Below are 22,651 nucleotides of genomic sequence, written 5' to 3' on the forward strand. Positions count from 1 at the left end.
ACACCCCGGGAGTCCCGCCCCGGATAGTCGAAGTGTCCAAGATTCAAGGACATGCTCATCCAGCTTCGGACGTCGACCGCCCCGGTCGGAATTGACCCGTGCAACAGTGATCCTAAGCCGGGAATGCACCTATGACGCGACTAGCCGTCTCAGGCGCGGCACCGTCACGAGCGAGCATACGGACGAGCGACTCCTCAGCGACGCGCAGATCACTGTCATTGGTAGAACCGAGGGCATCGAATACGAAGAACGCCGAGGTCGTGCTCGTGGTGATTCGTGTCCTCGAGCACTGTCGCCAGTTCCACCTACGGCAAGTCACGCCGTCGTCGTCGGCCCATACCACTTCTCCTGGTTCAGGGTGCTCGATGACGAGAGAACCGTGAGCGGTCGCCTCGAACAGTTCGCTGCCCTTAGCGCGCACGAGCCTGGCTGGCCCGGAGTAGCCGGTCAGGTCCTCACCGCCGATCGGGATGACATACCGGACGGAGACGGCGTTGTAGATGTCTGTGATGCGGTCTACTCGGGGCAGGCCGTCCGGGACGCGCCGCAACAGCGCTTCCATGCTCGGACGGGTTCGCTGCGGCTTGGCTCCGAAGGCCCGGTAGGCCTCGCGCCAGGCTACGACGTTGGGGTGTTCCTCGAGCGGTTGAGAATCAAAGAACGCGCGAGCATGCATCTCGGACTCAGCGAGCAGGCGATCGCTCACCTCATCGCTCGGCCCTGGATGCAAACCAGTGGCAACGATGCACAGCGCTCGGTAATCAGGACGCAACTCGAGGACTTCAGGATGGACTGCGACTCCATCGAGCCAGTCGCGCACGTTCCGCACGATGCCCCCGCTGACCTCGTCGATGAGGTTGGCGCCATTCGTCGACCGAACCTCTCTGGTGCCGCGACCGTACACTGGTCAGAGTCAGCAGGGAAGGTCCCCACCAATCCGGTCGCCATGATCTGACGAATCTTCCGCAAGCCGCGGCTGACCCCCACGCGAGGGCTGCGGCCGGCCCGGCGCTCCCCGGGAGGGTGGCAGATCATTGAGGTCTGTCTGACTACAATCGGGTCCCCGCTCACCTTGCACAGTCGCGAGTTCCACCTAAGCACCTTTACTCGGCTCCCCCGCCCGGGCATCGAACGACGTCACGTGTTGGGGTGGGCGCGCAGCCTAGGTCATCATCTGCCGACGGGCCTCCCATCGGAACAGGGGAACCACCCAAATGCCCAGAATCCGGCCGCTCACGCTCCTACCGGAACGTGTGCGTCATCGCCGACCGGAGCAGGGCATCATTCGGGTCACACGACCATGCCACGGAACGACACGGACGGGACCTCCGGCGAGGCGGGAACGGTCGCCACAGCCGTCCGGCAGGTCCGCCTTCTCCGCGATCGCGGGGACTGCGGATGCCGGCGATGAACGCCACCATCGAGGCCACCACCCGCTCCGAGGCCGAGGCCATCGTCCTTGTTGCGTCGGCCGCCGCATGAGGCGTCCTCCAGCCCTGGACCGCCGTGGAGGGCTCGGCTCGGCTCGGATGGCCAAGCTAACTGCAGGACCAGATCCTAAGCGTCCGCTCTCGATGCGGACACCGGCGCTCCCCCTCCGCGGGTGGGCGCCGGACGCGTTCCCGGCGGCATGTTCGCTCGCGACGCTGGCCCCGTAGGCAGAGCGCACCTCCCGCACCCGCAACTGGCGCACACCAGGCGGACGTCGTGGTGGCGTCCGCTGGTGGAGGTCCTGCTGGCCCTGGCCCTAGGCGTGACCGCGGTCCTCCTGGTGGTGGGCGTCTGTCAGGGCCTGGCGCCGCCCGTCGGGGTCCGGGTCTGCGGGAACGGCTCGGGGACACGGGCGCCGACTTGGCGGCGTCGGTGCTTCGACCGGTGGTGCTCCTGCCGGAGGTGGCGCTCTCGGTGCGCCGGGTCGCTCGCAAACGCACGGAAAGTGCCTGCTCGGTAGCGGGTCGGCTGCGCCGAGACCGACTTGTGCGGTGCCTGCGACCGGCGCTGTGTCTCGTCGGCGCGCCGGTCGCCGTCCTGCTGGCGCTGGAACCTGGGTGGGACGCGGCTTGTGGCCTTGGCGGGGCCTGTTCCTGATAGTCACCGCCGTCACCTTCGCCCTCATGCCTTTGCAGGCCACCGCAGAGGTGCATGTCGCCCGCGACTGGCTCGTGCAGACGCCCACCACATGGGTGCGGCACCCCTCAATGGTGGAGCCCAGCAGCACCAGCGAGCTTGCGTTCGGCGGACGGCCGGGGGCGAGCGTGCCGCGGGACGTTCGTTGTGTTCGACGAGCTCGGCTTCGACCTCCCTGTGGACGCCAGCCTCACCATCCCCCTCCGCGTCGCCCGGGGCCAGGCGTCGAACGACCTCACCTCCTACCCTCGCTCTCGCACCAGCTTTCGTCTGCTCGCCGGGGACCACGTCGCTGGGACCGACATGCTCGGCGCCACTCGCACCGACCACTGGTACTTCCTCAACGGCGTAGGGGTCCTCACCCACCCGAAGGCCGGCGCTCGCCCTGCTCAGCGACTCCCTCGCCGACGGGCGTGGCTCCACCACGAACCGGAACGACCGCTGGCCGGACCGCCTCCTCGCGCGCCTGCAGGCCGACGAGCGCACCGACGACGTCGCCGTGCCGAATCAGGCAGCCGGCGGCAACCGCGTCCTGAACGACGGCCTCGGGCCCAACGTCCTGGCCCGCCTCGACCGCGACGTCCTGGTTCAGAGCGGCGTGCAGTGGCTGATCGTGTTCGAGGGCGTCAACGACATCGGCACCGCCGGGGCGACTACCGCCGCGCAGGCCGCCGTCGCCGACGAGCTGATCCGCGCCTACGAGCAGATCATGGTCCGCGCCCATGCCCAGGGCATCCGCATCTACGGCGCGACCATCGCGCCCGTCGGCGGCAACACCGGCTACGACAACCCGCAGGGGCAGCGCGAGGCGGCGCGGCAGAAGGTCAACACCTGGATCCGCACCAGCGGCAAGTTCGACGCCGTCCTGAACTTCGACCGGGTCTCCCGCGGCCCCTCGCCGGCTGCCGCCCGCCTACGACACCGGCGACCACCTGCACCTCAACGCCGCCGGGTACGACGCGCTCGCCGCGTCCATGCCCACGAATCTGTTCCGCAAGGACCGCGCACGGCCCGCGCGTGCCGGCGGCCCGCCCTCTCCCGGGGTGCGCCACCGGCACCTGCGGTGCGGGGTGCGCGTGTCGGCGTCGGCGGCGACAATGCGGGGGTGACCACGTCCCGCTCCCTCGCCGCGCTCGTCCTCGCCGCGCTCCTCGCGGGCTGTGGTGCCGCCGAGGAGGCCGTGCGCTCCGCGCCGGACCTGCCCGCGGTGGAGCTGCCCTCGGGCGAGCAGCTCACCAGGCTCACCGAGGACGTCACCGCGATCGACCCGAACCTCGCCGCGGACCCGCAGAAGCTGGCGCAGGGCGCCGCGCGGGTGTGCGCGGAGGTGGGGGCCGGCCGGGGGACCGAGGAGGTCGTGACCCGGGCGCAGGAGCTGTTCGGCGGCCCCGGCGCCGAGCTGACCCCCGAGCAGGCGCAGAAGGTGGTGGACGCGGTGAGGTCCACCGTGTGCCCCTGACGCCCCCGGGCGGGCCCGGCCGCGCGGGCCTCCTCAAGGACGGTCCCGCCGCCTCCGACACACCACGGGTGGAGGAGTCGGACAGCGGCGTCGTGGCCGTCGTCGTCAATCGCACCTCCACGTACATCCTCGGCATCGTCAGCGCCGTCCGCCAGGAGCTGCAGCGCCGCGGGGTGCCGATGCACGTGCAGATCAAGGACTTCTTCACCGCCGACGTGTCGACGTCCCTGCGCCACGCCGTGGAGCAGGGGGCGGTCCTCGGCATCATCACCCTGCCCGCGGACAAGCCCCAGCCGGAGGTGGTGCGGCTCCTCGACGAGCACCCCGAGCTGCCGGTCGTCGACATCAGCGGCACCACTCCCGGCCACGCCGCGGTGCGCGCCGACAACCGCCCCGGGATGACGCAGCTCGTGCGGCACGTCCTCGCCCAGCCCGGGGTGCGGCGGGTGGCCCTCGTGCGCGGCGTGCCGCACCACCCCGACTCCTCGGAGCGGGAGGCGGTGGTGCGCGAGGTCCTCGCCGAGCACGGCCTGGCCCTGGACGAGGCCCTCGTCGTGGAGGGCATGTTCGACCGGGAGACCGCCTACCGGTCGGTGGCGGACCTGCTGCGCGCGGGCGAGCGGTTCGACGCGCTGGTGGCCCTCAACGACGCCTCGGCCCTCGGGGCCATGGACGCCGTCCTGGACCACGGGCTGCGGGTCCCCGAGGACGTCGTCGTCTCCGGTTTCGACGACGACCACCTGATGCAGCAGCCCCGCTGCCCCCTGACGACCGTGTCGCAGGAGCTGACCCGGCAGGGACAGCTGGCCGTGGAGCTCCTGCTGGACCTGGTCGCCACCGGCACCCCCCGGCACGCCTCCGGGACCCCCGCCCGTCTCGTCCAGGTCCCCACCCGGCTGGTGCCGCGCGCGTCCACGGCGCGGGCGGCCCGCGCCGACGGGCAGGCCGACGGGCGGGGCGCCCCGGCCGCGCGGGCCGCCGAGGACGTGGCGACGCTGCACACCGTCCTGACGCTGAACCGCACCCTCATGGGCTGCACCACGGAGCGGGAGGCCATGCAGGCGCTGGACGCGTGCCTGTCGCGGCTGGGGGTGACGCGCTGCTTCGTCGTGCTGCGCGAGCCCGCGCAGCCGGGCACCGCGGAGCCGGCCGGCCGCGTGCACCTGGCCCACCCGCGCACGGCCGGCGACCCCGCCGCTCTCGGGCCCTTCCCGGTGGCGGAGCTGCTGCCGCCCGCGCTGCGCGGGGAGCTGCGGCGCGGTTGCCTCGTCGTGCAGCCGCTGTCCGTGCGGGGCAGGGAGATCGGCTACGTCCTCTACGACGAGCCGGAGCTGCGGGAGCACACCGCGGAGGTGCTGCGGATGGACCTGAGCACCCGCCTCGACACCATCGCCCGCCGGCACGAGCTGGAGGCGGCCGTGGCGCGGCGCACCGAGGAGCTGCGCCTGGCCAACGCGGAACTGCGCCGCTCCCTGCACCTGGACGGGCTGACCGGCATCGCCAACCGGGTGGCGTTCGACGAGCACCTGCAGCGGGCGTGGGAGCTGCCCGCCGCCGCGGGCGGGCCCCTGTCGGTGCTGTTCGTCGACGTCGACCACTTCAAGGCGTACAACGACACGTACGGCCACCTGCGCGGTGACGAGGCGTTGCGCGCGGTCGCCGGCGCGCTGGCCGGGGCGTGCGGCGACGAGGCGGCCCTCGCCGCCCGCTTCGGCGGCGAGGAGTTCGCGGTGGTGCTGCCCGGGACCTCCACCGGGGACGCGCTGGCCGTCGCCGAGCGGGTGCACCGGGAGGTGCGGCGGCTGCGGGTGGAGCACCGCGGCTCGCCGGTGCGGCCGTGGCTGACGGTCAGCATCGGCATCGCGACCGCCCGGAGCCGCTCCGGGCTGCGTCCCGCGGACCTGCTGACGGCCGCCGACGCCGCGGTGTACGCCGCCAAGGCCGCGGGGCGCGACCGCACGGCCACGGCGCCGGAGCCCTGCCCCGTCGTGCCCGGCCCCGCCGTCCCCGGCCCCGTCGTGCCCGGCCCCGCCGTCCCCGGCCCCGTCGTGCCCGGCCCTGCGGGCGACGGGGTTCCGGCGCGCTGACCGGGGAGCGCAGCCCTCACCCGCGCCCGCCCACGCCCGCCCATCTCCGGGTTTTGGCGCACCAGGGCACCCCCGCGCCCGCCCATCTCCGGACTTCGGCGCACCAGGGCACCCCCGCGCCCGCCCATCTCCGGGTTTCGGCGCACCAGGGCACCCCCCGCGCCCGCCCATCTCCGGGTTTCGGCGCACCAGGGTTTCGGCGCACCAGGGTTCCGGCGCGAGGCTCAGCGCCGGTAGCGCTCGACGAAGCGCCGCAGGACCTGCTGCGGCACCTCGGCGTGGGAGCGGCGCAGCCGGGCGACGACCTCGTCGTACTCCTCGGGCGGGAAGTACCCGGCCCGGCGGTAGACGGCGACGCGCTCGACGATCCCCTCCACGTCGAGCTCGGGGTGGAACTGCGTGGCGTAGAGGTTCTGCCCGACGCGGAACGCCTGCACGGGGCAGCCGGGCGAGGAGGCCAGGACCACCGCGTGCGGCGGTGGGACGGTCAGCGCCTCCTTGTGCCCCACGAACGCGTCGAACGTCCCGGGCAGCCCGGCCAGGAGGGGATCGGTGTGGCCCGCATCCGTCAGGGTGACGGGGACGGTGCTGATGGGCTCGCCGTAGGTGCGGTCGACGACACCGCCCTGGTGGACGCCGAGGGTGCCGATCCCGTAGCAGGCGCCGAGGAACGGGAAGTCCGCGGCGACGACGCGGTCCAGCAGCGCAGCGAGCTCCCGCTCGACCCGGTGCTGGGTGGGCGACTTGGTCTCCTCCGGGTCGCTGGTGCAGAACGGGCTGCCGCCGACGACGATGCCGGAGAGGTCGTCGAGGTCGATCGGCGGCATCGGCTCGCGCTCGAGGCGGACCCGGACGAGCTCGTCGGGGCGCAGGCCGCCGTAGCGCAGGACGGCGGCGTGCTCGGTGTCGGCGACGGTGTCGTCCGCGCGGGTCGCGAGCAGGAGGAAGGGCCTCACCCTCCGCACGCTAGCCGCCGCACGCCCACCGCCGCCCGCGGGCCCGGGAGCGGTGGGGAACCCCGGCCGGACGACGCGAGGGGAGCGGCGTCACGCCGCTCCCCTCGTCCAGTGCTGTGTGCGGCTCGGATCACCGGGGACGGTGAGGCGCCCCGCACGACCCGCATCACCGCGGTGTCAGCGGTTGCGGGACCCGTCGCGGGTGTAAGCGTCGGTGCGGTCGTCGTCGTCGCCCTCGATCTCCTTGGCGAGCAGACCCGAGCCGATGGCCCAGACCGCCGCACCGAGCAGCGCGACGAAGATGCCGATCTGCGCGGAGATGTCGTCACCGCGCTCCATGCCGCCCATGGGGTTGAGGGCGTTGGCGGCGCACCACAGGGCCGCAGCGATACCCGTGGCCATGGAGACCAGGGTGAGGCCGCGGTGCTGGCCGCGGCGGGCGCGCTTGCCGGCGTAGACCAGGGCGGCCAGCAGGCCGAGGCCGAGGTAGGCGATGAACGGGACGAGCGAGTCGCTCTCGTACCCGGTGCGGGGGTTCTCCTCGCTGTTCGGGTCGAACCAGTTCAGGAAGGGCGCGACGTTGAAGAGCACGATGCCGGCGCCGGCCACCGCGAGACCGGTGGACCGCGCACGGCGGGACTCGTGCGGCCGGACGGCGCCGACGGTGTCGCTGTGGGTGGAAACGCCGGGGGTACCTGCAGTGCTCACGAAACTCCTTCTGGGGGTGGGCATGACAAAAGCGGCGCGACAGCCAGATGGCCGTCCACGCCGCTGATGTGCCCAACGTGTCACGGGTCACGTCGTCCCGCCACCTGAAAGTTCCCGCGCCCTGGGACCGACGCGCCCCGTGGACCGGGAGAACGTCGGCGAACCGGTCGAGGACGGCACCCCCACGTCCCGGGCGCCGGTCGCCGGGCTCCACCGGACGGTTCCGCACTCGCACGTGGTGACCGTGCCGCCGGCCGGGGCGGAACCGCCGGGGCCGCGGAGGCGCCCGGTGCCCGGGTGCCTCGTCCGCCGTGGGGACGGGACGGTCACCGATGTGATGACCCGCTCCCCCGGCAGGTCGGGCGTTCGGAGCCGATGCCGCGGCGATCGGACAGGACACCCCGGGAGGTCTTCACGAGGCGATCACAGCACCGCACGGTGGACCACGGACGCCCGGATCCGCCGGGCCACCTCCGAGGAGATGTGCACGTGAACGCCGCCGAGGCCGTCAGGTCCTCCTTGCACCGGTACGCCGGGTTCTCCGGCCGGGCCCGCCGTTCGGAGTACTGGTACTTCGCCCTGTTCACCCTCGCCGTCAGCGCCGTCGCCGGGCTCGTCGACCGCGCCATCGGCAGCGACCTGGAGACCGGGAGCGGCTTGGGGATCGTGGGGCTGATCACGAGCCTGGCGCTGCTGGTGCCGGGTCTGGCGGTGTTCTGGCGCCGCATGCACGACACCGGCCGCTCGGGGGCGTGGGTCCTGCTCTGGTTCGTCCCGATCTTCGGGTGGGTCGCCGCCGTCGTGCTGTGCTGCCTGGACTCCGAGCCCGCGCACAACCGCTTCGGCCCCTCCCCGACGCCGCCCGTCCACGTCTGACGCGGGCGTCCCGTCCGGTCGCGAGCGTCCTGCGCACGCCGGCGGTCCGGGTTCGGCTGACACCCCTGCTGCACCCGCACCGCGACACGCCGCCCGGTGGGCTCCGGGCGACAGCGCGGCGCCGCGGTGGTGCCGCGCCGGTGGCGAGCAGTTCGCCACCGGCGCGACGGACCCGGAGGAGGTCAGGACACCGGCGCCGTCAGCTGACGGTGATGTTCGAACTACCGGCGCTCCGGTACCCCTCGGTCGCCATGATCATGTAGTTGAAGCTGCCGAGCCGCATGCCTGCGCGCGCCCAGGCGTCGAAGTGGTTGCCGGTCGTGATGGTCCCACCGGTGCGCCGCTGCTGCCGCACGCTCCAGTACTGGTAGAAGGTCGCCGTGCCCTGGATGGAAGGCTGGTTGACCCGCTGGGTGCGGTAGATGTCGTACGTGCCGCCGTCGCTGTAGACGGTGCCCATGAACGTGCCGGTCGGGCGGTAGGTGCCCCAGTTCTCGACGATGTAGTACTCGACGAGCGGACCGGTCGTCCAGCCGTACAGCGTGAGGTAGGAGTTCCCCCCCGGGTTGAACGTGCCGGAGTAGCGGACGGTCCGGCGCCCGCCGGTCTGCCAGCCCTTGCCGCCGACCCAGTTGTTGATGCTGTTCCAGCTCGAGCTGTACTGGCCGCCGCTGCCCAACGTCATGGTGACGTTGCCGCTGTCCTTCCAGTACGAGTAGAAGTAGCCGTTGTTCGTCCCCGTGCCGTTGCTGGTGATCGTGGTGTTGGCCTGCGCCGCAGGGGCTTCTACCCCGGCCACGACGGTCGTCCCGGTCGTCGCCAGGCCGAACGCGACCAGGCTGCGCAGCAGCACGGAGCGGCGGGACGGGGGCCGGTGGGACGGCAGGGGGACTTCGGTACCGGACAAGAGTTCCTCCTCGTCGAGGTCGTCATCGGGACACCAAGTTTGCGTTAATCTTCCGGAAGATGTCAACCCGCCGCCCGAAACTATCGAGTGCAACTATCTGCCCCAACCGGCGGTGCGGTGGCTTCTCCACCTCTCCACCCAAGCAGGGCAACGATGATGGCCTCGATCGCGCGATGGCCGCGGGCCATGCACACCGAAAATTTCGGTGCTCACGGCTCGTGCAGCCGGTCACCGGACTAGTCCGCCCGGTGGGCGAGACCGGCGACCGGTCGACATCCCTGCCGGAGACGCCGGCCGCCCGGCGTGGCGGCGATGAGTTCCACCGCGCCCGGAGGTCTACCTCCCGACCGCGACGACCGACCTCCGGAGAGACACATGGGCCTCGTCCACATCGAGCTGTTCGCCACCCTCGACCTCGTCGGGCAGGCGCCCGGCGGTCCCGACGAGGACCCGGCGGGGTTCCCGTTCGGCGGCTGGCAGGCACCCCTGCTGGACGAGGTCGCCGGCGCCCAGGTCGGCGCCGCGTACGAGGGCACGGACGCCCTGCTGCTCGGGCGGCGCACGTACGACATCTTCGCCGCGTACTGGCCGCACCAGGAGAGCGGCCAGGACGGCTCGATCGCCGCGCTGTTCAACGGCGTCCCGAAGTACGTGGCCTCCCGCGGCAGGCCCGACCTCTCCTGGGCCGGGTCCACGCAGCTCGGCCCGGACCTGGCCGCCGGGGTGCGCGGGATCCGCGAGCGGCACGAGCACGTGAAGGTCGTCGGGAGCCTGGACCTCGTGCAGACCCTGCTGCGCGAGAAGCTCTTCGACCGCCTGGACCTCTGGGTGCACCCGATCGTGCTGGGCGTCGGCAAGAAGGTGTTCGACGGTGGTGCGGTGCCCACGAACCTCACCCTCCTCGAGCCGCCGGCGGCCGGCCCGAAGGGCACCGTGTACCTGCGCTACGGGCTCGCGGACGGCGTTCCCGCGACGGGGGACATGGGCGCACCCGACCGCGGCGCCGGGCGCGACGGCTGAGGCCCGCGCGGCGGCTGAGGCCCGCGCGGCGGCTGAGGCCCGCGCGGCGGCCCCGTGTCACACGGGGGGCCGCCGCCTCGTCCTGGAGGCATGACGCTCCCGATCCGCCGCGCCCTCCTCGCCCTGCTGGCCGCCACCGCCGCGCCGGTCGGGGGGTGGGCCCTCTTGCAGCCGGTGTCGTTCTACCGCGACTTCCCCGCACCCGGGCGCCGCTGGGTGTCGGCTGACGGCCCGTTCAACGAGCACCTGGTCCGCGACGTCGGGGCGCTGTACCTCGCCCTGCTCGTCGTCACGCTCGCCGCCCTGCGGGACCCCGCCGTGCGGCAGGTCCGCACCGCGGCGTGGGCGTGGCTCGCCTCGGGCGTCCCCCACCTCACCTACCACCTGCACCACCTGGGCCTGCACGGGCCGCTCGACCAGGCCGGCACCGTGCTGGCGCTGGGGTGGACGGTCGTGGCGCCGGCGCTGCTCCTCGCGGGGACGCGCCGTTCCTCGGCGCCCGGAACTCCTCAGCCCGCCGCGGGCAGCGAGTCGTCCCGCGCGCCCAGGAGCCGGCGCAGCCGCGCCACCGCCCGGCACCGCACCGGGCCGATGGCGCCGACCGGCATGTCGAGCCGGCGGCTGATCTCGCGGTAGGAGAACTCCCGCGGGTCCAGCAGCGCCTCGACGAGGCGGCGCTCGCGCGGGGGCAGCAGCGCCACGCAGGGGCGCAGCCGCGCCGCGGCCAGGTTCCGGTCCACCTCGTCGAAGACGTCGTCGCAGCCGCTGGACGGCTCGTCGGCGGGGAGGTCGGCGCAGGGTTCCTCCCGGCGGGCGCGGTGACGGGCGGCCCACGCCTCCCGGCGGCTCGTGGTGACGAGCCAGCCGGGCAGCGCGGCCTCGTCGCGGATGCCGTCGATGCCTCCGAGCAGCCGCAGCCACACCGTCTGCACGACGTCCTCGCACTCGCCGTCGCGGAGGCCCTGGCGCCGCACCGTCGCGGCGACCAGGGGACGCCACTCCCGCAGGAGGCTCTCCCACGCCCCGAGGTCCCCCCGCCGCACCGCGGCCAGCGACGAGCAGCGCTCCTCGCCCGTCGCAGCGGTGGAAGTCGTTGCCTCGCAGATGTTCTCGTTCACGGTTTCCCCCGGTCGATCCCTGGCGGCCACCGTGGCCGCCGGGACCGAGCCTGCTCGCCGGCACCCCGGCCGGTCGTCCCCGCCGGAGGTGATCCGCGGGCCGTCCTCCGGTGCAGGAAAGGGCCACCGTGTCGTCCCAGGGTGCAGGCACCGTCGTCCCCGGGTGCAGGCACCGTCGTCCCCGGGTGCAGGCACCGTCGTCCCCGGGTGCAGGCACCGTCGTCCCCGGGTGCACCGGCGGCGCACGGCCCGGTGGTCCGGGGTGGCACCGTCCGCTCCGCCGGCCGCCCAGGACCGGGCGAGGGCGTCGCAGCCGGCAGGACGCGGAGTCACGTACCGGGCAGGACCGTGCGGGTCGGTCCGTCAGCAGTTCCCGCTCCGGCCCTCCGGTGCGGGCTCGGCGTCAGCGGGCGGAGGGCGACACGTGGAAGTCGGTGGTCGCGCCCCGGCCCGGATCCCAGGAGACGAAGCCGCCCTCGAACTGCTGGAAACGCGTGCCCGCGTCGTGACCGTTCGTCTCCTCGGAGAGCGGGAAGCCGAGCGGGCCGTGCTCCCAGCCCTGGCCGGCCCACGCGTCACGGATGGCTCCGTAGATCGGGTGGGCTCCCGTCCCGGGGGACCAGTAGATCGAGCCTCGCTGGAAGTGGGTGTAGGCCCCGCGCCCACCGGGGGTCACGATCTCGGAGGTGGTCGGGAAGCCGAGGACGCCCTCGCCGTCGACACACCCGCCGGTGCAGTCGCGGAAGCTCTCGTAGGTCTTCCTGATGTCGCCCCGGAGTGCGTGCGCTCCGGCGGAGGGTGACCAGTACATGGTGCCGAACTCGAACTGCTGCACCGCTCCGCGTCGCGACGGGGTGGGCCGTTCCCGGTCGGCGGGGAAGCCGAGGTAGCCGTTCTCCCAGTCGAGTCGGCCGTAGCCGTCGCGGATCTCCCCGCGGACGGCGTGGGCGTCAGTCCGCGGGCTCCAGTAGATCGAGCCGTGCTGGAAGCCGACGTAGGCGCCCCGGCCGCCGGGCGTGCGGACCTCAGGGGTGAGCGGCTCGCCCAGCACGCCGCGGGCACCGCCGTAGTCGCGCTCGTAGGCCACGCCGATGTCGCCGCTGACGCGCGGGTCGGCCCCGGCGGGGGTGGCCGTGGTGATGGCCACGACGACAGCGGCACCGAGGCCCGCCGCCCGCGACTTCCAGGAGATCATCGTCGTACCGTAACCAGCGGTGACGACCCGATCAACCACGGGTCACCTTCTTCGGTCCCGCTGCGACGCACCGCCATCCCCGCGGGGGCGGGCCGGACGGCCGTGCCCGGCGCGGGGAGATCGTGCCGGTGGTGAGGTGTGCTGCCGTCCGGAACCGACGAGACACGGCCTAGGCCCGGCCGCGGCGCGGGGCGGGCGGCAGCGGGTCGCCCGGCCGCACCAGCCCGGCCTGGTAGGCGAGCGCCACGGCGTGGGCGCGGTCGCGCAGGCCCAGTTTCACCAGGACCCGCGCCAGGTGCGTCTTGACGGTGGCGCCACCGATGACGAGGTGGGCGGCGATCTCCTGGCTGGAGAGCCCGTGCGCGAGCAGGGCCAGGACCTCCCGCTCCCGGGGCGTGAGCACGTCGAGGCGCCCCGGTGCGGCCGCGGCGGCCTGCGGCTGGGAGGCGAAGTCCGCCAGGAGGCGGCGGGCGACGGCCGGGTCCAGCCACGCCTCCCCCGCCGCCACGGCGCGGATCGCGGAGACCAGCTCGTCGGGGGCGGCGTCCTTGAGGACGAAACCCGACGCGCCCGCGCGCAGCGCCTCGTAGACCGCCTCGTCGACGTGGTACGTGGTGAGGATGATGACCCGCACGATGCGGTCGGGCTCGTCCGGCGGCGGGTCGCGCGTGAGGAGGCGGGTGGCCTCCAGCCCGTTCATGCCGGGCATGCGCACGTCCATGAGGACGACGTCGGGGCGCAGCGCGTCGAGGCTGTCGAGGACGGCGCGCCCGTCGGAGACCTCGCCGACCACCTCCAGGTCCGGCTCCGCGGCCAGCAGCATCGCCAGGCCGGCGCGCACGAGCGGCTGGTCGTCGGCCAGCAGGACCCGCACGCGGGCGCCGGGCGCCGGGCCGGTGGGACCGGGGCGCGCGGTCACGTGGCCTCCGCCCGCGCGCGCCGGCCGGCCGGGGCCGTCTCGGCCCGCACCGGCAGGACGGCGCTGACGCGGTAGCCGCCTCCCGGGAGCGGCCCGGTCTCGAAACGGCCTCCGACCGCCCGGACCCGCTCGCGCAGGCCGACCAGCCCGTACCCGGTGGACAGCCCCTCCGGCGGGGCGGTACCGGCGCCGTCGTCGACGACCTCCACGAGCAGCACCTCACCGGACCAGACCTCGCGGACGAGGACGGAGGTGCCGGCACCCGCGTGCTTGCGCACGTTCGTCAGCGCCTCCTGCACGACCCGGTACGCCGACAGGTCGACGCTGCCGTCGAGGGGCACGGCCCGGCCCACGACGTCGCGGCGCACGACGAGCCCGGCGCCGCGGAACCCCTCGAGCAGCTCGGGCAGGCGCGCCAGTCCCGGACGCCCGTGCAGACCGCCCTCGCCGGACTCCTCCGGAGCCCCCTCGGCCAGGGCCCCGTCGCGGAGCACGCCGAGGAGGCGCCGCAGCTCGCTCATGGACTCCTTGCCCAGGCTCTCGATCTCCGCGAGGGCGCGCTCGGCGCGGGCGGGGTCCGTGGCGAGCACGCGGCGGGCACCGGCCGCCTGCAGCACCACGATGCTCACCGAGTGGGAGACGACGTCGTGCAGTTCGCGGGCCAGCCTGTGCCGCTCCGCGGCCACCGCCTCCTGTGCGGCGCGCTCGCGCTGGGCCTCGAGGGACGCGACGCGGCGGCGCCCGCTCCCCGCCCACATCCCCAGACCCGTCGCGGTGCACAGCAGGAGGACGAGGATGACCGCCACGACCGCGGCCGCGCCGACGGGGTCGGCGGGGTCGAAGCTGCGCACCTCGGACCCGATCGAGGCCGGCACGTAGAGCAGGATCGCCAGCAGCAGCGCCGCCGCCGCGGCCCGCCGCGGCAGCCGGGAGGCGACGGTTCCCAGCGCGACGAGCAGGGCCAGGACGGGCAGGTGGTCCGGCACCAGCAGGACGGCGCCGAGCAGGTGCAGCCACACCGCGGCGAACACCGCCCCTGGTGCCCGCCGCCGCCAGGTCAGGGGCGCGAAACCCAGCGCCAGGTAGGCGGGCTGCCACCACGACTGCGACGGCAGGACCGCGGAGAACAGCACCAGGTCCGCCGCAGCCAGCACGGCGGCCAGCGCCGCGTCCGCCCCTGCCGTCGGCGTCGCCCACAGCCGGGACGGGAGCCGGTCCGCCCCGCGGGCGCGCGTCCGCACCGCCTCACCCCGCGGACTGCGCGGGGGGCTGCCCCCGTCGCGGCGGGGGCCACGGGTAGCGATCCCGGTCCCCGCGGAACCGGTCGGGCTCGTCCTCGCCGCAGATGCGGATCAACCAGCACACCCAGGCGCCGACGTCGCCGAGGTCCCGCAGCACCTGCGGCCGCACCACCGGCACCGCGGGGGCGGGTACGGCACGCCCGGCCAGCGCGGTGCTCGCCGCCGCCGCCCACTCCGCCGCACGGGGGCCGTCCGCGGAGCCGGCCGGCACGACCCCCTGTTCCGCCAGCACGGTGGCGACGTCCTGTCCCGCACCCGCGGCGCGGGAGGCGTCGAACGGCGTCGCGGGCGCCGCCGGCACCGGCCGGGCGAGTTCCAGCACCGCCAGGCAGGGAGCCTCCCCGGCGGCCCGGGCGAGCAGCTCGACCCGTTCCGGGACGACGCGCTCGGTCAGCCCGTCGCGGTGCGCCAGGACCACCGCGACGTGCAGCTCCTGCGCGCCGGCCACCGCGTCCGACAGCGGCGCGGGCAGGTCGGTGAGGGGGACGAGGACGCGCCACGCGGCCCCGGACGCGTTGCCGCGCAAACCGGCCGCGATCGAGACGACATCGCCGGAACCCGTGGCGAACTCGACGACGGCCCGCGGCGGTTCCGCCGCGCCGTCCGCGCCGGCCCGGCAGCGGGCGGCGAGGCGGCGGGTGTGCTCGCGGGTGTGGGGGTCGAACACGTCCTCCCCGCGGTCGAGCGCCTCCTCCAGCAGGTCCGCCGCCGCGATCCGGTCCGCCGCCGTCCCCGCGGGGTCGCCGGCGTCACGGGCCAGTTCCAGGCCGCGCACCCGTTGCGCGGCAGCCCTCAGCGGGTCGGGCGCCGCACCGTCGGCGTAGGCCTGCAGCGTCCGGCGGACCTCCCCGCGACCGGCCGTCCCGCCCAGCGCGAGGGCGGTGCGGACGTCCGGCCGCCGCGCCAGGGCCCCGTCCCCGTCCGCCGCGCGCGCCTCGACGAGGACCTCCAGCTCCTCCCCGACGACCGCGGTGCCGTCCGGCTCGCCTCCACCGCTCGGCAGGAGCAGCACGGGGCGCACGCGCCAGCGGCCCGGCTCGTCGAAGGGAGCACCGGCGGAGCCGAGGGTGAGGTTGACGTTCTCGTGCAGGGACTCCCCGGAGCGCAGCCGCACGATCCGGTCGTCGCCGACGGCGTAGCAGCGGCGCAGGACCGGCACGAACGCCTGGGGCGCCGCGTCCGGGGGGAGGACGAGGACGTCGAGGAGGCCGGCCTTGGCGTCCAGCGCGTGCCGGGGCACCGCGACGTCGTCCTCGCCGGTGTTGGCCAGGGACACCTCCAGGAACACCGGGTCGCCCTCGGTGATGGTGAGGGGGCCCTCGCCGCCCGGGGGCGTCAGCCACAGCGACAACCCCGGCGCCCCGCCGTCGGGACCGGGCGCCGTGCCCGCCGCCGCTGCGTCCGCCCAGTCCGTGCCGGCGCCGAAGGGACCGCCGCCGGGCACGACCGCCTCCCGGGGGCCGTGTCGCAGGAACGCCAGCTCGTCGTCGTCGAACGACCAGCCGAAGTGCTCCTGGAACTGCGCCGCGTTGCGGCCGCCCAGGTAGCACCAGTCGTAGTTCATGAACGACGTGGAGTCCCAGCGGCCCACCGCGAAGCGGTGCGGGAGGTTCAGCACGTGGCCGAGCTCGTGCAGCAGCATCTGCAGGACGCGGCGGTCGGCGTCGGCGCCCTCCCGCCCCGCCCGCACCTCGTCGAGGAAGACGGCCGCGCCCTGGCGGGGCAGCGGCCCTTCCAGGTCGAACATCACCCCGAGCAGGCCCTCGCGGTCCGAGCGCGACAGCAGCAGCAGGTGCGCCTCCCAGGCGGCGACGTCCAGGGGGGCCTGGGCGCTGCCGGCCATCGTCGTGTGGAGCCTGCCCAGCTGCTCCAGCGCGTCCACGGTGTGCCAGCGCCCCCGGGCAGGGGCCTCGACGCGGCCCGGCGAGCCGATGGGGGCCACGTCGAAACCGCTGCGGCGCAGGCACTCCTCGACGTCGAGGTGCTCGCCGTCGACGACGACGCGCCGGGGCGCCTCCACCCCGGCCTCGATCTCCACCTCCAGGCCGAGGTCGCGCAGCAGGCCGCCGGTGCGTGCGACGCGGGCCGCGACGGTCACCGCCTCCCCTTCGCCCCCCTCGACGTGGAACCTCGCCAGCGCGGCGGCGGGCACGTCCGGGGAGGGGGTGAGCGCGATCCAGCCGTCCCGGGGGGTGCCGTCGCCGGTGGACCAGCGCACCGGCCGGCGCGGGCTGCGGGTGGCCGCGGGCGCCGGGCCGCTGCTGCGCCCGCTGAGGCGCCGCACCCGGCCGTCGGCGCCGGTGGTGTGCAGGTCCGCGCTGAGCAGGCCCCCGCCCGCGGTGTCGACCCGCAGCTCCACCCACCAGCGCCCGGTGGTGCCGAGGTACCGCCCGTCCGGCACGCCCGGGGGGACGGGCCCGGTGGCCTGCGGTGTGGACCCGTCCTGCGCCATGGCGCCTCCCCGTCGCGGCGTGCGGTGGAGCCCGTCCGCCGTGCCAGCCATGATGCCCGCCGCGCCCCCGGACGGGAACGGTTCCGCACATCCGTGATCGTCGCCTGGTGCGGCCGACCCGGGAATCCGCTCGTGTGCGTCCCGGGTCGGTCGTACCCGGGAAGAGGGGGCGGGGGCGCGGCGTGATACCGGCGCGGGCCAGCCCCGCACGCCGGGGGCCCGGCGTGCGGGGCTGGCATGGTGGTCGGCATGTCCACGCGTGTCCGCCACGTCCTCTTCCCCGGCCGGCACCACCTGGTGACGCGCTTCCAGACGGCGTACCTGCACGCGCTGCTCGCCGGGGAGCTCGCGGACTCCTCGGGCGCGCCGGTCGGGTGCGCCCCGGACGCGGACGTCGTCTGGGCGGTCACCTCGGCCACCCACAGCGGCACGCGGCGCAACCCGGTCCCCGCGCACCGGCGGGAGGCGATGATCGAGCGCGTCTCGGCCGTCGAGGGCCTCCCCTCCCTCGTCGCCCCCGTGGCCGACGTCCCGCCGAGCCCCCGGTTCGCGCGCACGGTCCTCGCGAGCGTCGAGCTCTCGACCGGGGTCACGGCGACCCCCGGCGAGACGGTCGTGGCGTGCTCGACCCCGCAGGTCGCCGCGATGTACGCCGACCTGGGGTTCCGCGTCGTCCCGGTCGAGGACGCGCACGAGGACGCCCCGGCCCGCCCGTGGGACGTGCTCGAACTCCTGGCCGCCGGCGACCGGAGCTGGCGCGACCTGGCCCACCCCGAGGCCGTGCGCTTCTACGAGAGGTACCGGCTCGACGCGCAGATCGCGCTGATCCACGCCGACCCCACGGTCTCGACGGAGGGCGACCTCACCACGACGCGCGACTACCGCAGCTACACCGCGGCGTTCGACGACGCCTCGGACCGCAAGTGGCAGCTCCTCGCCCCGTTCGTCGAGCCCGGCCGGGTCGTGGACCTCGGCTGCGCGGCGGGCGGGCTCCTGGAGCGCGCGGCCCGCGACCCGCGCCTCGCCGAGTCCGACCTCTACGGCGTCGACGTCTCCCGCCACCTCGTCGCCGAGGCCGAGCACCGGCGCGCGCAGGGCGTGTTCGCGAACCCGAACGTCTTCTTCGCGCAGCGGAACCTGCTGCGCTCGGCGGTGTTCCCGGTCGCCTCGGTCAGCACGACGCTGACCGTCGCCCTGACCCACGAGATCGCCAGCTACGGCGAGGGCCGCGACGACCTGGAACTCCTGGCGCGGCGGATCCACGAGCACACCGCGCCCGGCGGCGTGTGGGTCTGCTCGGACGTGCTGGGCCCGGCCGGCGGGGACCGCCTCGTGCACCTCGTGCTCGACGACACCGGCGCGGGGGTCGCGCCCGTGGACCTGGGCGGGTGGACGGGTGAGGCCGTCACCGCGCACGTGGCCGCCCTGTCGCCGGCGGAGCGCCTCGTGCAGTTCGCGCAGGACTTCCCGGCGCTGTCCGGCGGCGCGTGCGACGTGCACTGGGTCGCGGACGGCGTCGCGGAGCTCACCCTGCGGGCCGCGATGGAGTTCCTCTACACCCGCGACTACGTCGACAGCTGGCTGTCGGAGTGCCACGAGCGGTTCTGCGACATGACGTGGCCCGACTGGGTCGCGCTGCTGGAGGGCGCCGGGTTCACCGTCGAGCCCGTGAGCGGGTCGTGGCGCAACGAGTGGCTCGTGGAGAACCGGCTCTCGGCCGGAGCCGCACTGCGCGACGCCTCCACCGGGAGGCAGGTGCCGTGGCCGGACACGCACGTCACGTTCGTGGCGCGCCGGCCGCTGTAGCGGGCCCGGCCGGCGTGGGTGGGACGCCCCGGGCGGTCGGACTCGCGCGGCCGGCCCCCGTACCGGAGGGTGGCTCCCGTCCGCCGGGGCCCAGCCGTTCCGGGCGACGCGTCGACCAGGAGGAGAACCGGACATGAGCAGGACCCCCGCTGTCAGCGACGCACAGCTCACGCGCGCCCTGGGTCTCTACGCCGGGATGGTGGACCACATCCTCGGCGACCCCCAGCGCTGGCTGGGCCTCGACGACGACCCGCCGCCCACCGCCTCCTTCCCCGCCCGCGCCTTCGACGCCCTGCGCGACCGCGCCCTCGGGGAGGTCACCCCCGCCTCACCGGCGTGGCGCAGCCGCCCCGTCTCCCAGCGCGTGGACTGGTGGACGACGCGGATCGGGATCAGCGCGGGGCTCGCCGCCGCCGCCCCCCGCTTCGCCGGGGCCCTGGCGGACCGGGTGCCGCTGCAGGCCGCCCTGGGTGCCTCCGCGGCCGGGCTGGCGGTCTGCGCCACCGCCCGCGAGCACGGCCGGACCGAACCCGCCGACTGGGTGCCGCTCCTGGCGAAGGTCCTGTTCGACCGCGACGTGCGCTCCGTCGCCGCGCCCATCCCCGCACCGGAGGAGAGCGAGCACCGCCTCGACGCCGAGGGCGGGGAGGAGCGGGACGACAGCGGCCGCGCCGCGACGCTCGGCCGCGGCGCCCAGCGGGCGGCCCGCACCGTCTGGCGGCTCGCCCGGGCCTTCTTCGAGGTGCAGAACCTCCTCGACGAGCGCCCGCGCGGTGGCCTCCTCACCCGCGCGATCGGCAAGCTCCCCGTCGTCGGCGTCGCCGGCGGCTGGCTGGACGAGAGGGCGGGGATCCGCAAGGCCGCCCGCCGGACCGGCAGGCTCCTCGGCCGTACGGGCTGAGCAGGAGGGTCGGGAACACCCGGGACCGGCACGCGACCCGACCGGCTCTCCCGCCGTCCGGGCCGGCTCCGCCGCGCCGTGGTCGTGGATGTCCTTATGGTGAGGTGGGGACAACGGCACGTCGGCCGTGGAGGAGCGTGAACCGATGGCTGATCCGGTGCCACGGCTCGCTCCGGACGCTGCGGGCGGAGGGGGCGAGGCCCCCGGGTCGTCCGACGGCGCCCAGCTGCGGGGGGTGTACCAGCCGATCATCGACCTGCGCACCGGCCGGGTGGTCGCCGTGGAGGGTCTCGTCCGAGGTACACGCGGGGGCGTGAACATCTCCCCCGCAGAACTCTTCGCCACCGCCGGCGAGGCGGGGCCCACAGCGGTGCTGCACCTGGACGAGGCCTGCATGCGGTGCGTCATCGGATCGGCGACGGCACTCGGCGCCGATGCGACGATCTTCGTCAACGTCGAGCCGGCGACCCTGGCTGCGCTCTCCAGCCGTGCGCTGGCGGCTCTGGCGGCCCAGCTGTCCCCCGCGGTGCAGGTGGTCGTCGAGGTGACCGAGCGGGACCTGCTGCGGCAGCCGGCAGAGCTGCTGGCGGGGGTGCAGCACGTGCGGGAACTGGGCTGGAAGGTGGCGCTGGACGACGTGGGTGCCGAGCCGGCGGCGCTCGCGCTCATGCCGTTCCTGCACCCCGACGTCATCAAGCTCGACCTCGCCCTGGTCCGCGCCCGGCCCACCCTCGACGCCGCGGCGATCATCAACGCCGTCAACGCCGAGGCCCAGCGCTCCGGTGCGCTGGTGCTGGCCGAGGGCATCGAGACACCGGAGCACCTGCAGCGCGCGCTGAGCACGGGTGCCCGGCTCGGGCAGGGTTGGTACTTCGCCCACCCCGGCCCCCTCCCCCGGAACTGGGACGCCTCGCTGCAGCTGCCCCCCGCACCGGCGCGACCCCGGCTCGCCACGACCGCCTTCGAGCTGATCAGCCGCAGCGTGCCGGCACAGCCGACCACCCCGGCACTGCTGGCGCCCCTGACCCGGCAGGTGGAGCGGCAGGCGATGCTGATGGACGAGACGACCGTCGTCCTGGCCTCCTTCCAGCACGCCGACTTCCTCACCCCCGCCACCCTGCGCCGCTACGAGTCCCTGGCCGAGGTGACCGCGCTCACCGCGATCCTGGCTCCCGGGATCCGCTCCGAGCCCGCCCCCGGCGTGCTGGGCACGGCCATCCACGAGAGCGACCCCCTCAGCCAGGAGTGGGTGGTCACCGTGGTCTCCCCCCACTTCGCCGCCGCCCTCGCCGCCCGCGACGTGCGCGCACCCCATCGCGCGCCGAGCGGTGAGCGCGTCGACGGTGGGGCGGGTGCCGCGCAGCGCCGAGGTGAGCCGCGGCACATGGAGTACGTGCTCACCTACGACCGGGACCAGGTCATCGCCGCCGCCCGCCTGCTCATGGCCAAGGTCCAGGCACGGGCCGCCGGTCCTCGCACGCCCCCTCGGCGCCAGGGACCCGGGCCGGCTGCCGGCGCGGTTCCCGAGCCCGCGGCCACCCCCGGCGGCGGGGAACCGGGAGCGCGTCCGCCGGGGCCGGTGGGCGGGGCGACGTCGGTGCCCGGTGTCTCCCCCGCCGACCTGCCGGCCCTGCTGGACCGGGCCATCTCGACGGCCAGCAACGGCATCGTCATCGTCGACGCCCGGGCCCCGGACATGCCGCTCGTCTACGTCAACGCCGCTTTCGAGGAGTTGACCGGTTACACCCGGCAGGAGGTCGTGGGCCGCAACTGCCGTCTGCTGCAGGGACCGGGCACCGACCCCACCCAGGTCCGGGTCATCGCCCGGCGGCTCCGCGCCGGGCGCAACGTGCGGGTGACGCTGGTGAACTACCGCCGTGACGGCAGCAGCTTCTGGAACGAGGTCACCATCAGCCCCGTCCACGACGCGCAGGGCCGCCTCACCCACTTCATCGGCAACCAGGTCGACGTCAGCGACCGGGTCGACCGCGAGGAGCGCACCGCCTACCTGGCGTACCACGACTCGTTGACGGGCCTGCCCAACCGGGCCAACGTGCTGGAGGGCCTCGCCCTGGAACTGCGGCGCAGCGCACGGTCCGGGGCCGGGGTCGGGGTCGTCTTCATCGACCTGGACGGGTTCAAGACCGTCAACGACCGGTTCGGTCACTCCGGCGGTGACCAGGTGCTGATCCTCGCCGCCCGGCGGCTGCAGTCCGTGGTGCGCTCGGGAGACCTGCTCGCCCGCCTGGGAGGTGATGAGTTCCTCCTGGTGCTCCCCGGCCTGCCCCAGGACGGGGACACGGCGGTGCAGCGCGTGGTGGAGCACCTGCACACCGCCCTGGAGGTGCCCGTCGAGATCGCCGGGGGCAGCGTGCGGCTCGGCGCCAGCATCGGCTCCGCCCTCTCACCCCGTGACGGCAGCGACCCCGCCGCCCTCGTCGAGACCGCCGACGCCCGCATGTACCGGGCGAAGAGGACCAGCTGAACCACGGCCGGCGCGAGAGGGACGCGGTCACAGCGAAGCGGACCCCGCGCGGCCGGAGGCACTGCCGGTGTGGTCCCACGACACAGCAGAGCCCCGCAGGTCCGTGACCTGCGGGGCTCTTGGAACCGCCTCGGGAGGTCGAACCCCGGACCTGCGCAGCACGAGCCGGTCCAGGGGTGTGGAGGGTGCTCGACGTGGTGCCGCCGTGACTGTCCGGCAGTCGGTGGGAGGGGGCTGACGGGGGTGGGCGCGGCATCAGGGGCACCTCGGGCACAGGTCCTACGGCGCTGCACCAGCACGTGGACGCACCGCTCCCGCGGCCCGGCGGATCCCT

General features: G+C 74.8%; 16 protein-coding genes and 1 pseudogene. 8 read left to right on the plus strand and 9 right to left on the minus strand.

Features of this window, described 5'->3' with window-relative positions:
- Positions 1 to 112: 112 nt before the first annotated feature.
- On the minus strand, positions 113 to 820 hold the full coding sequence (locus ACYQBY_RS11190) for a B3/B4 domain-containing protein (RefSeq protein ID WP_459643937.1): 708 nt from the start codon (positions 818 to 820) through the stop codon (positions 113 to 115).
- 1,381 nt (positions 821 to 2,201) lie between these two features.
- Here ACYQBY_RS11190 and ACYQBY_RS11195 point away from each other — a divergent pair.
- The 3 genes and pseudogenes from ACYQBY_RS11195 to ACYQBY_RS11205 all read left to right on the plus strand — a co-directional run.
- Positions 2,202 to 3,122 (plus strand): annotated as a pseudogene (locus tag ACYQBY_RS11195) (SGNH/GDSL hydrolase family protein); the annotation flags it as partial.
- A gap of 332 nt (positions 3,123 to 3,454) precedes the next feature.
- Positions 3,455 to 3,586, plus strand: a complete 132-nt coding sequence (locus tag ACYQBY_RS11200; RefSeq protein ID WP_459644384.1) for a hypothetical protein — start codon at positions 3,455 to 3,457, stop codon at positions 3,584 to 3,586.
- Entirely contained in the window at positions 3,577 to 5,673 is a 2,097-nt protein-coding gene (locus ACYQBY_RS11205; protein WP_459643938.1) for a substrate-binding and GGDEF domain-containing protein, read from the plus strand. The genes ACYQBY_RS11200 and ACYQBY_RS11205 overlap by 10 nt, the downstream gene beginning before the upstream one ends.
- A gap of 224 nt (positions 5,674 to 5,897) precedes the next feature.
- Here ACYQBY_RS11205 and ACYQBY_RS11210 read toward each other — a convergent pair whose 3' ends face one another.
- Both ACYQBY_RS11210 and ACYQBY_RS11215 read right to left on the minus strand, forming a co-directional pair.
- Positions 5,898 to 6,629, minus strand: a complete 732-nt coding sequence (locus tag ACYQBY_RS11210) for a glutamine amidotransferase (RefSeq protein ID WP_459643939.1) — start codon at positions 6,627 to 6,629, stop codon at positions 5,898 to 5,900.
- A gap of 177 nt (positions 6,630 to 6,806) precedes the next feature.
- Complete coding sequence (locus ACYQBY_RS11215) at positions 6,807 to 7,337, minus strand: hypothetical protein (protein ID WP_459643940.1); 531 nt, start codon at positions 7,335 to 7,337, stop codon at positions 6,807 to 6,809.
- A 489-nt stretch (positions 7,338 to 7,826) separates the two neighbouring features.
- Between ACYQBY_RS11215 and ACYQBY_RS11220 the strand changes: the two genes are divergently transcribed.
- Entirely contained in the window at positions 7,827 to 8,213 is a 387-nt protein-coding gene (locus ACYQBY_RS11220; RefSeq protein WP_459643941.1) for a DUF805 domain-containing protein, read from the plus strand.
- Between the two features lie 199 nt (positions 8,214 to 8,412).
- Here the strand turns inward: ACYQBY_RS11220 and ACYQBY_RS11225 are convergent, their stop codons facing one another.
- Positions 8,413 to 9,120: a glycoside hydrolase family 11 protein gene (locus ACYQBY_RS11225; protein ID WP_459643942.1), complete on the minus strand. Its 708-nt coding sequence runs from the start codon at positions 9,118 to 9,120 to the stop codon at positions 8,413 to 8,415.
- 375 nt (positions 9,121 to 9,495) lie between these two features.
- Between ACYQBY_RS11225 and ACYQBY_RS11230 the strand changes: the two genes are divergently transcribed.
- Entirely contained in the window at positions 9,496 to 10,140 is a 645-nt protein-coding gene (locus ACYQBY_RS11230; protein WP_459643943.1) for a dihydrofolate reductase family protein, read from the plus strand.
- A gap of 509 nt (positions 10,141 to 10,649) precedes the next feature.
- Here ACYQBY_RS11230 and ACYQBY_RS11235 read toward each other — a convergent pair.
- The 5 genes from ACYQBY_RS11235 to ACYQBY_RS11255 form a co-directional block, all read right to left on the minus strand.
- Entirely contained in the window at positions 10,650 to 11,258 is a 609-nt protein-coding gene (locus ACYQBY_RS11235; RefSeq protein WP_459643944.1) for an RNA polymerase sigma factor, read from the minus strand.
- A gap of 403 nt (positions 11,259 to 11,661) precedes the next feature.
- On the minus strand, positions 11,662 to 12,453 hold the full coding sequence (locus tag ACYQBY_RS11240) for an LGFP repeat-containing protein (RefSeq protein WP_459643945.1): 792 nt from the start codon (positions 12,451 to 12,453) through the stop codon (positions 11,662 to 11,664).
- Between the two features lie 169 nt (positions 12,454 to 12,622).
- The gene (locus ACYQBY_RS11245) at positions 12,623 to 13,372 is read right to left on the minus strand and encodes a response regulator transcription factor (RefSeq protein WP_459643946.1); all 750 of its coding nucleotides are present in this window, start codon (positions 13,370 to 13,372) and stop codon (positions 12,623 to 12,625) included.
- Entirely contained in the window at positions 13,369 to 14,613 is a 1,245-nt protein-coding gene (locus tag ACYQBY_RS11250) for a sensor histidine kinase (RefSeq protein WP_459643947.1), read from the minus strand. The genes ACYQBY_RS11245 and ACYQBY_RS11250 overlap by 4 nt, the downstream gene beginning before the upstream one ends.
- Before the next feature lie 4 nt (positions 14,614 to 14,617).
- Positions 14,618 to 17,125: a hypothetical protein gene (locus ACYQBY_RS11255; protein ID WP_459643948.1), complete on the minus strand. Its 2,508-nt coding sequence runs from the start codon at positions 17,123 to 17,125 to the stop codon at positions 14,618 to 14,620.
- A gap of 249 nt (positions 17,126 to 17,374) precedes the next feature.
- On the opposite strand from ACYQBY_RS11255, the gene ACYQBY_RS11260 reads away from it, so the two are divergent.
- The 3 genes from ACYQBY_RS11260 to ACYQBY_RS11270 all read left to right on the plus strand — a co-directional run bounded on the left by ACYQBY_RS11260 (position 17,375) and on the right by ACYQBY_RS11270 (position 22,317).
- Positions 17,375 to 18,931 carry a methyltransferase domain-containing protein gene (locus ACYQBY_RS11260; RefSeq protein ID WP_459643949.1) on the plus strand — a complete coding sequence of 519 codons (1,557 nt, stop codon included), beginning with the start codon at positions 17,375 to 17,377 and terminating at the stop codon, positions 18,929 to 18,931.
- Positions 18,932 to 19,064: 133 nt separating this feature from the next.
- Positions 19,065 to 19,832 (plus strand): hypothetical protein, encoded by a 768-nt coding sequence (locus tag ACYQBY_RS11265; protein ID WP_459643950.1) that lies wholly within the window; start codon positions 19,065 to 19,067, stop codon positions 19,830 to 19,832.
- Positions 19,833 to 20,067: 235 nt separating this feature from the next.
- Positions 20,068 to 22,317 carry a diguanylate cyclase domain-containing protein gene (locus tag ACYQBY_RS11270; protein ID WP_459643951.1) on the plus strand — a complete coding sequence of 750 codons (2,250 nt, stop codon included), beginning with the start codon at positions 20,068 to 20,070 and terminating at the stop codon, positions 22,315 to 22,317.
- The last annotated feature ends 334 nt before the right edge of the window (positions 22,318 to 22,651 follow it).

The sequence above is a fragment of the Kineococcus anabasis genome, assembly GCF_054590795.1.

What these genes read in the sequence shown, in the direction of transcription:
- ACYQBY_RS11260 (WP_459643949.1), top strand. Translation starts at nt 17,375, where the DNA reads ATGTCCACGCGTGTCCGCCACGTCCTCTTCCCCGGCCGGCACCACCTG.
- ACYQBY_RS11265 (WP_459643950.1), top strand. Translation starts at nt 19,065, where the DNA reads ATGAGCAGGACCCCCGCTGTCAGCGACGCACAGCTCACGCGCGCCCTG.
- ACYQBY_RS11230 (WP_459643943.1), top strand. Translation starts at nt 9,496, where the DNA reads ATGGGCCTCGTCCACATCGAGCTGTTCGCCACCCTCGACCTCGTCGGG.
- ACYQBY_RS11255 (WP_459643948.1), bottom strand. Translation starts at nt 17,125, where the DNA reads ATGGCGCAGGACGGGTCCACACCGCAGGCCACCGGGCCCGTCCCCCCG.
- ACYQBY_RS11240 (WP_459643945.1), bottom strand. Translation starts at nt 12,453, where the DNA reads ATGATCTCCTGGAAGTCGCGGGCGGCGGGCCTCGGTGCCGCTGTCGTC.